The organism is Mesorhizobium sp. LNJC391B00 (assembly GCF_000502535.1).
Lineage (GTDB): Bacteria > Pseudomonadota > Alphaproteobacteria > Rhizobiales > Rhizobiaceae > Mesorhizobium.
This window is the reverse complement of record NZ_AYWI01000008.1, coordinates 185,387-198,045: the sequence shown is the minus strand read 5'-3', so window position 1 is coordinate 198,045 and position 12,659 is coordinate 185,387. Positions and strand designations below refer to the sequence as shown.

General features: G+C 59.6%; 8 protein-coding genes. 1 reads left to right on the top strand and 7 read right to left on the bottom strand.

Features of this window, described 5'->3' with window-relative positions; all coding sequences use genetic code 11:
- Positions 1 to 16 precede the first annotated feature (16 nt).
- The 3 genes from X750_RS144535 to X750_RS144545 form a co-directional block, all read right to left on the bottom strand.
- Entirely contained in the window at positions 17 to 5,728 is a 5,712-nt protein-coding gene (locus X750_RS144535; protein WP_032904718.1) for a HAMP domain-containing protein, read from the bottom strand.
- Positions 5,729 to 6,174: 446 nt separating this feature from the next.
- The gene (locus X750_RS144540; protein WP_023725485.1) at positions 6,175 to 6,450 is read right to left on the bottom strand and encodes a hypothetical protein; all 276 of its coding nucleotides are present in this window, start codon (positions 6,448 to 6,450) and stop codon (positions 6,175 to 6,177) included.
- Positions 6,451 to 6,746: 296 nt separating this feature from the next.
- Entirely contained in the window at positions 6,747 to 7,367 is a 621-nt protein-coding gene (locus X750_RS144545; RefSeq protein WP_023748082.1) for an isochorismatase family cysteine hydrolase, read from the bottom strand.
- A gap of 2 nt (positions 7,368 to 7,369) precedes the next feature.
- Here X750_RS144545 and X750_RS1000000167610 point away from each other — a divergent pair, with 2 nt between their 5' ends.
- Positions 7,370 to 8,917 carry a Ku protein gene (locus X750_RS1000000167610; protein ID WP_348524480.1) on the top strand — a complete coding sequence of 516 codons (1,548 nt, stop codon included), beginning with the start codon at positions 7,370 to 7,372 and terminating at the stop codon, positions 8,915 to 8,917.
- A 654-nt stretch (positions 8,918 to 9,571) separates the two neighbouring features.
- Here X750_RS1000000167610 and X750_RS144560 read toward each other — a convergent pair.
- From X750_RS144560 to X750_RS144575, 4 genes are all read right to left on the bottom strand, one after another.
- The gene (locus X750_RS144560; RefSeq protein WP_050588795.1) at positions 9,572 to 10,618 is read right to left on the bottom strand and encodes an ATP-dependent DNA ligase; all 1,047 of its coding nucleotides are present in this window, start codon (positions 10,616 to 10,618) and stop codon (positions 9,572 to 9,574) included.
- A 128-nt stretch (positions 10,619 to 10,746) separates the two neighbouring features.
- Positions 10,747 to 11,253, bottom strand: a complete 507-nt coding sequence (locus X750_RS144565; protein WP_023668075.1) for a ferritin-like domain-containing protein — start codon at positions 11,251 to 11,253, stop codon at positions 10,747 to 10,749.
- A 330-nt stretch (positions 11,254 to 11,583) separates the two neighbouring features.
- The gene (locus X750_RS144570) at positions 11,584 to 12,003 is read right to left on the bottom strand and encodes an HD domain-containing protein (RefSeq protein WP_023733187.1); all 420 of its coding nucleotides are present in this window, start codon (positions 12,001 to 12,003) and stop codon (positions 11,584 to 11,586) included.
- Positions 12,004 to 12,043: 40 nt separating this feature from the next.
- Positions 12,044 to 12,454 (bottom strand): DUF427 domain-containing protein, encoded by a 411-nt coding sequence (locus tag X750_RS144575; protein ID WP_023704637.1) that lies wholly within the window; start codon positions 12,452 to 12,454, stop codon positions 12,044 to 12,046.
- Positions 12,455 to 12,659: the final 205 nt, after the last annotated feature.

The following is a 12,659-nucleotide window of genomic DNA, read 5'->3' as shown; positions in this document are numbered from 1 at the left end:
TTGCATCGAACGGCCGTCAGTTCGCTGCCAGGAGAATTTTTTCCGGGCTCTCGACACGGGATCGGGCACGCCCGATCCAGACACGAAGCAGCGCCAGCAGGAGATCCAGGTCGACGGGTTTGGCGATGTAGTCGGAAGCCCCGGCATCCAGACATTTTTGCCGATCCCCCTTCATCGCCTTTGCGGTGACGGAAATCAGCGGGATATGAGCAATCGCCGGTGTGCCGCGAATCCGCCGCATCGTCTCGTAGCCGTCCATCTCCGGCATCATGATATCGATCAATGCCACGTCGACATCGGGCGCCTGTTCAAGAAGCGCGATGCCATCACGGCCCCGCTCGGCATGCAGAACCTGTATGTCATAGGTCTCCAGAACACTGGTGAGCGAATAGATGTTGCGAATGTCGTCGTCGACGATGAGAACTTTCGCCCCGGCGAGATCGGACTTGCCGTTGTGTTCAGTTCCTGCCCAGGCCGCTTGGCGACCTTCTCCCGGCAGCGTTGCCGAAATATGCAGCGCCAATTGAGCGAAGTTCTCCGCCCGCGGTGCTTCCGCCAAGGCCGGGTTCAATGCCAGTACCTGTTCAAGCGCGTCCGGGTGAGGCGTAAAGAACAGCAGCTGCGGCAAGGCTTCGCCGAATTGGCCGGTGATCTCGTCCAGCGCCTTTGCGTTGTCCTTGGCGGAGCGTCCAAAGCCGAGCACGACGGCATCATAGGAGGCGAGGCCAACGTCTTCTGCATTTGCCGCAACACGACCGATCGCGGTGACCGACGTTACGCCGTCGCGGATTGCCTCGACCAGCGCCAGACGCCGCTCCGGGTCAGGGTCCACGACCAGAACGCGGCGCTGAACGCGGAGCTTCTTCGAGTGGATATCCTGAAACACCTTCATCAGCTCGTCCGAGGAAACGGGCTTGGTGGAAATGCTGGACGCCCCCTTGCGTGCGAGACTGTCGATGTCTTCGGCACCCGAGATGACATGGATGGGAATTCCCCTCGTCTTCTGGTCATGCCGCAGCAGATCGAAAAGCACCCAGCCATCGATATCCGAAAGTCCGAGATCAAGTGTGATTGCGTCGGGAACGAGCTTGCGGGCCAATGCCAGCGTGCCGGAACCTGCAGTCGACAGAACGCCTTTCAGCCCGGCCGACCGGGCGAGGCCAAGCAGCAACCCGCCAAAGGTCGGATCGTCTTCGACGATCAACACGATCCGATCGGTGGGTAGGATTGAATCGCGGTCGTCGATCAGCTCTGCCGAGGGCGGACTGCTGAGCAGAGCTGTCGCAGCAACCGCCTCCGCCGCCGGAGCCAAGGTCGACTGTACTGTCGTCACGCGGGGGCCGTCGAACGGGATGATGAGGGTAAATGTCGACCCCTTACCCGGCGTGCTTTCGACCCGCAATTCGCCGCCAAGCAAGCGAGCGATCTCGCGGCTGATCGAGAGCCCAAGGCCGGTGCCACCATACTTGCGGCTGGTGGTGCCGTCGGCCTGCTGGAAGGCCTCGAAAATCAGCTTCTGTTTGTCTTCTGGAATGCCAATGCCGGTGTCGGTGACGGCGATCGCGAGAGCCTTCACCGGCTGCGTCGCGCCATTGCGGCGGCCGGCCTTCTCAACCCGGAAGTTCAGGCTGACCTCGCCTTCCGAGGTGAATTTGAATGCGTTGGAAAGCAGGTTGAGGACAATCTGCTGCAAGCGTTTCTCATCTGTGCGGACCGTGTCGGGAAGCGCCGGATCGACCTTGATGGTGAAGCCAAGTCCCTTGTCGGCTGCCAGCTGACGAAAAGTTCGTTCCATATGCTGGCGAAGATGCGTCACCGGCATATCGTTGATGTCGATGGAAACAGTGCCCGACTCGATCTTCGACAGATCGAGGATATCGTTGATGAGGCTGAGAAGATCGGTTCCTGCCGAATTGATGGTGCGGGCGAACTCTACCTGTTTTTCGTTGAGGTTGCCGTGCTGGTTGGTCGCCAGCAGGTTTGACAAAATGAGCAGCGAATTGAGCGGCGTGCGCAGTTCGTGGCTCATATTGGCCAGGAATTCGGACTTGTATTTCGACGTGAGCGCCAGTTGCTCGGCTTTCTCCTCCAGCGCGCGTCGCGCCATCTCGATTTCGAGATTCTTGTTTTCGACCTGCTTCTTTTCGTTCTCGAGCAACTGCGCCTTTTCCTGCAGCTCCTCGTTCGTCGCATGCAGCTCTTCCTGCTTTTTTGTCAGCTCGGTTTGACGCGCTTGCAATTCCGACGTCAGCAGTTGCGACTGCTTGAGCAGGCCCTCCGTGCGCATCGTCGCAGCGATGGTGTTGAGAACGATGCCGACGGATTCCATGAGCTGGTTGAGGAACGACTGGTGTGTGTCACGAAACTCGCCGAACGAGGCGAGCTCGATGACGGCTTTGACTTCATCCTCGAACAGGGCAGGCAGGATGATGACATTGGCTGGCGAGGCGCTGCCAAGACCAGATGTGACCCGAAGGAATTCTGGCGGCACATTGTCCAGCATGATGGCGCGCTTGTCGGCGGCACTTTGCCCAACCAGGCCCTCTCGCAGATCAAGCCGCTGCTTGATGGCAGCTTTGCTCTCGGCGCCATAGGAAGCCGCCAGCTCAAGATAGGATTCCTCCTCGTCGCGATTGGTGACGTAGAACACCCCATACTGGGCGTTCACCAGAGGAGCGAGTTCGGACATGATGAGCCGCGAGACGGTGGCAAGATCGCGCTCGCCTTGCAGCATGCGCGAAAACCGGGCGAGATTGGTCTTCAACCAGTCCTGCTCGGCATTCTTCAGCGTCTGATCCTTCAGATTGCGGATCATTTCGTTGATGTTGTCTTTCAGCGCGGCGACCTCGCCGGACGCTTCGACGCTGATCGAACGGGTAAGATCGCCCTTGGTCACCGCCGTCGAAACCTCGGCGATGGCACGCACCTGGGTGGTCAGATTGGCAGCGAGTTGATTGACGTTGTCGGTGAGGTCGCGCCAGAGGCCGGCGGCACCTGGCACACGCGCCTGACCGCCGAGCTTGCCCTCGATGCCCACCTCACGGGCGACGTTGGTCACCTGGTCGGCAAAGGTGGCAAGCGTCTCGATCATGCCGTTGATGGTGTCGGCCAGCAGGGCGATCTCTCCCTTCGCGTCGACCGTCAGTTTGCGCCTGAGATTGCCTTGCGCGACCGCCGTCACGACATCGGCGATGCCGCGCACCTGATTGGTCAAGTTCGTCGCCATCAGGTTGACGTTGTCGGTCAGGTCCTTCCAGGTACCGGCAACACCTTCGACGCGCGCCTGGCCACCAAGCTTGCCCTCGGTGCCAACCTCACGCGCGACTCGGGTGACCTCGCCGGCGAAGGAGTTCAACTGGTCCACCATGGTGTTGATGGTCGACTTGAGCTCCAGGATTTCGCCCTTCACATCGACGGTGATCTTCTTCGACAGGTCGCCGCGCGCCACGGCGGTCGTGACTTCGGCGATGTTGCGCACTTGGCCGGTCAGATTCTCGGCCATCGAGTTCACATTGTCTGTGAGATCCTTCCACGTGCCGGCAACGCCGCGCACCTGCGCCTGGCCTCCCAACTTGCCTTCCGTGCCGACCTCGCGTGCCACGCGCGTGACTTCCGAAGCGAAGGAATTGAGCTGGTCCACCATTGTGTTGATGGTGTCCTTCAGCTCCAGGATCTCGCCGCGGACATCGACGGTGATCTTCTTCGAAAGGTCCCCGAGCGCCACGGCGGTGGTCACCTCGGCGATGTTGCGCACCTGGCCGGTCAGGTTGGCCGCCATGGCGTTGACGTTTTCGGTCAGATCCTTCCACGTGCCGCCGATGCCGCGCACCTGGGCCTGGCCGCCGAGCTTGCCATCGGAGCCGACCTCGCGCGCCACACGTGTCACTTCCGAAGCGAAGGAATTGAGCTGGTCGACCATCGTGTTGATGACGTCCTTGATCTGCAAGATCTCGCCCAGCGCGTCGACGGTGATCTTCTGGGTCAAGTCGCCGGTCGCAATGGCCGTTGCCACCTTCGACACGTCACGCAACTGCACCGTCAAATTGCCGGCCATGGCGTTGACGTTGTCGGTCAGATCCTTCCAGGTGCCACCGACGCCTTCGACATGCGCCTGGCCACCAAGCTTGCCTTCCGATCCCACTTCGCGGGCCACACGCGTGACCTCAGAGGCGAAGGAGTTCAGTTGGTCGACCATCGTGTTGACGGTGTCCTTGAGCTCCAGGATCTCGCCTTTGACGTCGACGGTGATCTTCTTCGACAGGTCGCCGCGCGCCACGGCGGTGGTGACTTCTGCGATGTTTCGAACCTGGCCAGTCAGGTTGGCGGCCATGAGATTGACGTTGTCCGTCAAATCCTTCCATGTGCCACCGACGCCCCTCACCTCGGCCTGGCCGCCCAGCTTGCCTTCGGTGCCGACCTCGCGCGCCACGCGCGTCACTTCCGAGGCAAAGGAGTTCAGCTGGTCGACCATCGTGTTGATGGTGTCCTTGAGTTCCAGGATTTCGCCTTGCACGGCGACCGTGATCTTCTTCGACAGATCGCCCGACGCGACCGCCGTCGTCACCTCGGCGATATTGCGCACCTGACCGGTCAGGTTCTCGGCCATCGAGTTGACGTTGTCGGTGAGGTCCTTCCAGGTGCCGGCGACGCCGCGCACCTGCGCCTGGCCGCCAAGCTTGCCTTCGGTGCCAACCTCGCGTGCCACGCGCGTGACCTCGCCCGCGAATGAATTCAGCTGGTCCACCATCGTGTTTATTGTGGATTTCAGCTCGAGAATCTCGCCCTTCACGTCCACCGTAATCTTCTTCGACAGGTCGCCCAAAGCCACCGCGGTCGTCACTTCGGCGATGTTGCGCACCTGGCCAGTCAGGTTCTCGGCCATGGAATTCACATTGTCGGTCAGATCCTTCCACGTACCACCAACACCCTCAACGCGCGCCTGGCCGCCAAGCTTGCCTTCAGTGCCGACCTCGCGCGCCACGCGCGTCACTTCCGAAGCGAAGGAATTGAGCTGGTCCACCATCGTGTTGATGGTGTTCTTCAGTTCTAGGATTTCGCCCTTGACATCGACTGTGATCTTCTTCGACAGGTCGCCCGACGCGACTGCGGTCGTAACCTCCGCGATGTTGCGCACTTGCCCGGTCAGGTTCGTGGCCATCGCGTTGACGTTGTCGGTCAGATCTTTCCACGTGCCGGCGACGCCCTTGACCCGGGCTTGGCCGCCGAGCTTGCCTTCCGTACCGACCTCGCGCGCGACGCGCGTCACCTCGGAGGCGAAGGAGGCCAACTGGCCGACCATGGTGTTGACGATCTTGCCGATGCGCAGGAATTCGCCGCGCAGCGGTCGGCCGTCAATTTCGACCATCATGGTCTGCGACAGGTCGCCCTTGGCGACGGCGCCGATAACGCGCGCAACCTCAGCCGTCGGCTGAACCATGTCTTCGATGAGATCATTGACTGAACGGACACTGGATTCCCAACTGCCGGTGGCATTGCGAACCCGGCCGCGCTCGCCTATCCGCCCTTCCTTGCCGACGACCCGGCTCAAGCGCTCGAACTCGCGCGTCACTTGGTCGTTGAGATCAGCGATCTCATTGAAAGTCTCAGCTATCTCGGAATCGAGGCCTTCATAAACATTGTCGATGCGGACGGAGAAATCGCCGCGCCGGAAGGCTTTCAGAGAATTCAGGATGCTTCGACGGTCCAATTGCTTCTTGGATGCCTGCACGGTCACAGCGCCACTCCCAGCCCTATGGATTTATACGGATAAAGTTGCCCCCGCGGCTAATGGTGGATCACGCCGCAAGACCCCAAACGCGGCATTTTCAATTTTGTTCCATCGTGCCGTGAATTCCAGGCCGACGATTGCGCCTTGGTTTGAACGCCGGATTTCATGATGCGGTTGTGGATTTATCGGGCTTTAGCCGACCACGACACGTCATCGCCGTTTGCCATTGCCAGAGAGGCATGAATTGCGTTGCGCAACTCGGAAGGCGAGGCAGGCTTTGCGACCCATGTCCCGTGAAGGAAAATCGGATCGTGAAAACCCGAATTGGCGTAGCTTGCCGAATGGACGACAAAGGGGATGTTTCGGGCGTCAAGCAACGTAGCTATTCGTTCGAGCGCGATAAACGCCTCGTCTTCCAAAATCGCAACGGACCTATGGTGGTCCAATTATCGCAGTCCTTTGCTCTCCGAAGCGATCGGCAGCGCAGCACGCCGCCTGACCGGTTCCACCCGGTGGTCGAAGCTCACGGCAATTTTCTTGCCGGACATGGCATGGACCATAAGCCCGACCAATTCCTCGTCGTCGCAGCGACACTCAGGAAACCTTGCGCGGATTTCATCGACCGCAAACGCCGTCGAGATAATGTCGTCAGCGCGATAGCCAGAGATCACCGCGTAGACTGCGCTATAGGTCTCAAGGTCAATGACTTCGGTTTTCAGCACATCACCCTCCGTGCGGAAGGCCGACGGCAGAGGCGCCGGATGTCTCGCAAAGATTGCTAGACGCCGGCATCGAGTCTTCGGCGCTGTATCCTGTTCATTCTATGACGGTTGGCCGCGCTGTCGATAGCTCTGCAAGGCTTTGTACGCTTCCAGACACTGATTCACGCGAGCGACCCAATCAGGCAATCGTGCCGTTCATATACGTTTTCCGGTTCACTGTAGTGCCGTCCGCCAACTGAAACAGTCCGCCCGACCAGAATGACGATTGTCGGCCCTTTCACTTCAAGCCCCCCAGGTCAGCGAGTGAGTTGTGGCCAACACTCCAACACCTCCGCCATGCTGGCCGCCTCAATCTGCTCACTGAAGCGGGAATGGTATACTTCCATCAGTGCGTCATGGGTCTGGTCGGCAGAGCTGCAGATGGCATCGGTGACGAGAATGACGCGGAAGCCACGATCGATGGCGCCAAGCACGGTCGCGAGAACGCAAACGTCGGTTTCGCCACCGGTGATCACGAGCGCACGCACGCCGGAGCCACTCAGCAGCGCGTCGAGCCGTCCCTCGGTCCAGGGCGAATAGACATGTTTGTCGACCACCGTCGCCGGCGGTACAAATCGTGCAAGTTGAGGCATCAGCTCGATCAGGCGCGGATCGATGTTGGAAAGGGTTACCTCCGCCCACCGACGATAGTAGTTTGCCCACATTCCCGGCGCCTTGCCCGGGCGGGCGGCAGGAATGAAGCGCGTGAACAGGGTACGGCTGGCATGTCTGGCGACCAGTTCTTCGATCGCCGGGACCACCTTTTCAGCCCACGGCACGGGCCAAGGTCCACCCGGCGCAAACAGGCGCTGCATGTCGACGCACAGATGCAGGCCATCGTCGCCTATTGGTCCGTGAATCAATCCTTGGGCGGCCACTGGTGGATTCCGTCGGGTTTGGGTTACTGGCCTGCCTGCCGCGCTGCATCGGCCTCAGCCACATCAACAGTGTAAAGCAATTCACCGTTTTCGTTGGATACCCTCACAAGCCAGCCGGACAGAGCGTCCGTGCCAGGCTGCAGGTCGGCGAGAAGATCGATTGCGCAGCGGATAGCTTCGGACCGGGCCGCCTCAAGGCTCGCCATCCTCGACGGCGGTATGCGTCGGCTGGTTCCGCCATCGCGATACTCAAAGACATATACGTCGCCGGCGCCGTCGCTTGCAGAGGTTATCTCGACCTGGTCGAAATTGCCGTTGCTGCTCGCGTCATATTCATTGGCTGCGAGATCAAAGGTCGCTGTCTGGACCAGGATTGCCTTTGCGCGGGCAAGCACGTCATCTTCAGCTTGTATCCCGACGTTTGCCATGTCCACCGTAACGCAGTCGCCGCCCTCGCCGCAAAATATCACCCGGCGAACCGACTGCCCGTCTGGCGCCCTGGCATTCACCACTTCGGTTCGAACGACTTGCATGACACTCTCCTGCCTGTGTCTGACAATGTTCATGGTGCGGTTTCGGTTCCTGCGGATGCAGGGCGTCGGCCCGGCTGTCGAGACCGACAGGATTTCGCCCACCGGACATTCACGGTGCACCGAGCCCCCGCCGCAGGAACAATTCGAACGGAAACGCGTTGCCCTAGCTGGAAACGGGATAAGCGCAAAATGGCCGCGCCACGTGCTGCTTGGAAGGGCTTCTTGAAGGTTGGTTCGGTTACTTGCGGCGTGAAGATTGTCGGCGCAACCAGCGAAGCATCCAAGATCCATTTCAAGATTTTGAACCGCAAGGACGGTCTGCCGGTCAGGAGCGTCTACGCCGACGAGGAGACCGGAAAGCTGGTGGATGCAGCGGATCAGGTGAAGGGTTTCGAGATCGAAAAGGACGAATTTCTCCAGATCGAACCTGACGACATAAAGGCGTTGAAGCTGACGTCGAAGCACACGCTCGAAGTCGGCGAATTCGTATCGATTGACGATATCGATACGCGCTATCTCGAGAAGCCCTACTATCTGATCCCGGCCGACGGCGCCGCAATCGAAGCATACGGAGTGATCCGCGACGCCATGAAGAACAAGGGCGTGGCCGCTCGATCCTGCGTGGTGCTCTACCAGCGCGGCCGCGATGTGCTGATTCAGCCCTATGGCAAGGGGATGGTGATGACCGAGCTTCGCAACCACAACGAAATGGTTTCGGAAAGCACTGTGTTCGATGGATTGGCCAAGCAGAAATACGACCCCGATCTGCTCGAAATCGCCGGCATGCTTATTGACAAAAAAGTGACGACCTTCGATCCCTCGAAATTTGAAGACACCTATGAAGACGCGCTGATCGCCATGATCGATGCAAAGCGCAAAGGCAAGAAGCTGCCGAAGCCCGCACCAAGGCCACAGGAGAATGTCATCAACCTCGCTGAGGTGCTGAAGAAGAGCCTCAAACAGGAAGGGCTGGCGAGATCCACAAAGAGAGCCTCACCGAAACGCAAGACAGCATAGTTGATAACTGCCCAGCCAGAAGGTCCGCACAGCAGCTCCAGCCGCCCTTAATCGCTCGGAACAATTCTCGCGGTTGCCCGTTGGCCACCAAGGACGATGCCTTATGGCCGAGATCAAGAACGTCGACAGGGCAGTCCTCAAAGAGCCAGAGGCAGCGGATGCCAACATTGCGCTCAAAGGAGCCGGAACGCAGGACTCTGATCGGGCGCCGAGAAGCCCCAGGACCGCTGGCCATCGGTAAAAATACATGGGGTGTGAAAAGACCCTTTCGCCTCCAGACGCGGCGACGCGCGACCGGTGGCGGGCCGAACCCCACGCCCAAGCGAAACCCGGAGAATAGATGTGCCCCCCAAACCAGAGCCAACCGAAGAGCCGCCAGTGGATGCGCCGACGTGGACGCCGGACATACGCGAGCCTGAGCCGGATCTTCTTCCCGACGAAGTGCCAGTTCCTAATCCGGACGAGAACCGTGATCCGCCAAAGCGAGGCGTGGTGACAGACTGAACAACGAGTTTGGTCCGGCATCCTCCTGCAAAGGCGTTTATCTCGCCGCCGGGTTCAAGATCGCCAGTGAAATGCGACTGGATTTGGCTGCGCCGAATGCTTGACGGATTTGGTCTCGATGGTGTGGACCTATCGACGCCTCGCCAAGCCTCATTTTCCAAGTATCTGTTCGAACGTGCATTGCTTCGGGCTTTTGTCAGGACGCCATCGCAGAAATTTGGTGCCATGACGGAAACGATCGCCGGTGACATGATCGAACCGCACCTCCGCCACCAGTTCGGGCCGCAATGGCTCCCATTGTCCGCTTCTTTCCGTGCTCCACCGACTGGGACCGCCCGGCGCTTTTCCCGTAAAGCCAGGAGCCGATCGCAAAGCTTCAAGTTGTCGCGTAAGCTTGGCCCTGTCCTCCCGGGCGATCGTCGAAGTGAACCCGACGTGGTCGAGTTGCCCCTGGTCATTGTACAGGCCGAGCAACAGGGAGCCGACTTCACGCGAATTCGCCAGGTAGCGGAACCCTCCGACGACACAATCGGCCGTGCGCAGGCGCTTGACTTTGATCATGGCGCGCTCGCCGGGTCGATATTCGTCATCGAGAAGCTTGGCAACGACCCCGTCGGTCGAACCTTGTCCGGATTGGCCTAGCCATCTGCCTGCCGCCGCCAAATCAAGCGTTGCCCGAGACAGTTCGAGATCCTTTCGCCCGGCCGACTTTACGAACAGTTCGAGTGCAGCGCGCCGAACCGAGAGCGGCTGCTGCATCAAGACGCCCTCGGAGGTCGCCAACATGTCAAAGAGGATCAGCTTTGCCGGCGTCGCGACCGACAGTTTCCGGATCCTGCTTTCCGCCGGATGCAGCCGCATCTGCAAGGCGTCGAAAGAAAGAGAGCCTGCAATTTCGATGACGATCTCACCATCGACCACGAACTCTTTTGTTTTCAGTTCATGCAACATCGCGACGACTTCCGGGAAATACCGCCCTAACGGCTTGCCGGATTTTGCACGCAACTCCACGGCCGCGCCGGATTTAAAGGCCAGGCAGCGGAACCCGTCCCATTTGGGTTCGTATTGCCATCGGCCAGCATCGGCCGGCAACGTGTCGGCAGCCTTTGCTTCCATCGGCGCCGTGCTCAACGCCACGCCGAAAGACGATTTTACACTCGTCGGCAGATCGCGAGAGATGGCAGATTCGCCCGTCATGAAAGTTCCGTGGACAACGATGGAGATCGACTCAACGCAGCACTGGTGCCGGCTTTGGAAAAAATCATGCTCCAACAGGGTTAGGTCATGATGAGATTTCAACCAATCTCATCATGACCTGGGACGGTCTACTCGGCAGCCTGCATGTTGATCTTGCTTTCCGCCATTTCGGTGAGCTTGCGATCGGTCGCCTGCTCTTCTTTCAGGTTCTTGGCCAATACGTTGGCGCAGTCACTGCGGCCAAGCTGCTTGGCCCAGGCGATGAGCGTGCCATATCTGGTCATCTCATAGTGTTCGACCGCCTGCGCCGACGCTATCAGCGCCGCGTCTAGAACCTCCTTGTCGTCGACGTCGCCGCTCACATCGTCGGCTTCCTCCAGAATGCCGTCTATCGCCGGGCAGTTGACCTCCTTGGCCTTGACGCCATGCAATTCGAACACCTGTTCGACGCGCTCGATATGGCCTTTGGTCTGCTCGAGGTGTTTTTCGAATCCGGCCTTCAATTGCGGATCGGTTGCCTTGCCGATCATCTTCGGCAGCGCTTTCTCGATCTGCTTTTCGGCGTAATAGATGTCGCGCAGCGTGTGCACGAAGAGATCGTCGAGTGTCTTGATGTCCTTCGAAAAGAAGCCCATGGCCTTACCTTTCATTGTGCAGAAGTTCGGGTTCGGCGGCGGCTTGCCCGCCACCCGCGGAGGCCGGGAACTCGTCCCGGCTTGCTGGTCAACGCACCGGTGCTGGAGGAGTTCCTGATTCCGAGCCGGCCGTTACTCCTTTTGGAGACGCTGCGGTCCATCTCCGGAGGAGCTTTGACCCGATCACACGTTCCATGGTCCAGCGAGGACCCTCAGGCGCACGCCGGCGCGGAAAAACTGACGGCCAGGAGAGCCGAAACGTGCTGTGCGCCGCAAGCTCTCGCAGGCGATGGCTGCCTCGGCAGATGCAATGCCAGCGTCGGGCGCGCACTATTGTCGGGAGAACTCTTGGTCAAGCATGCGAAGGCCCTCTTCATATTTGGCCGCCGACGCTCCGACCTGCCTCGACTGCCAGATGTTGTCCTCCAGATCGGCGCGTTTTACGGGGAGCGCCACTGGGTTCGACGCAGCCCGCCGGACAAAGGCGAAATACTCCTCATCCGGCCTGCGCGACATGGCATCGACCGCCGCGGCAATTGTCGGTCCGAAGCCTGCTTCTTCGAGCTTGGCGCGGGTCCAGCCTTCGCCTTTCTCCAGAACGTCATGAAGGTAGGCAACAGTCTTCTGATCGATTGTCTCGACGGCGTCGACGATACGGCGGCAATGCTCGATGTAGGGCCGCCCGGTCTTATCGCGCTGAGACGCGTGAACCTCCTCCGCAATCTTTGCCGCCTGGTAGAAAATGCTCATCGCGCCTGTCGTTACCGTGATTGTCTCTGCCTGATGAAACCTATTCGACGATATGTGGCGTGTGTCGCTTGTCCTCGGCAGGATCGACATCGATACGGGCCTTTTCCGGATCGAAAGCGCCGTGACCTGCAATAGCCAGAGCAGCCGCATCGGGCGTTTCGTAGGCCCACATGAAATCGTCGGAAGAACTGCCGACGGCGTGGACACGCCAGTAGCTTGCGGTGCCTTTGAGCGGGCACCGGGTGGTGGTGTCGGTCTTTTCGAAAAGATCGAAATAGATGTCCTCGAACGGGATATAGAAAACGGGCTCGTGCCCGTCTTCACGCAGGACCTTCGCCCGCTCCGTAGCTGCGACGATGGCGTCGGAAAACCGCACCGTCACCGTGCCGGAAAACGGTTCTATGGCCAATCGGCCAAGGTTTTGCTGTGAAGTTGCGCCTGAAGTTTGCATCTGAATTTCTCCCTGGCGATTACCGCAAGATCGGTCATGCCTGGAGACGAAATGCGCGGCGGCGCTTCAGGTTCCGGCATGTCCGATGAAGCTGAATGGCAGCCGGCCTTAAAGCGCCTACCGCCTGCCGTATCCAGCAGTACTCGTCGGTAAGGCGCGGTAAAATGCACGTCCAACCCATTCGAAGATTTTGGAAGGACGACAC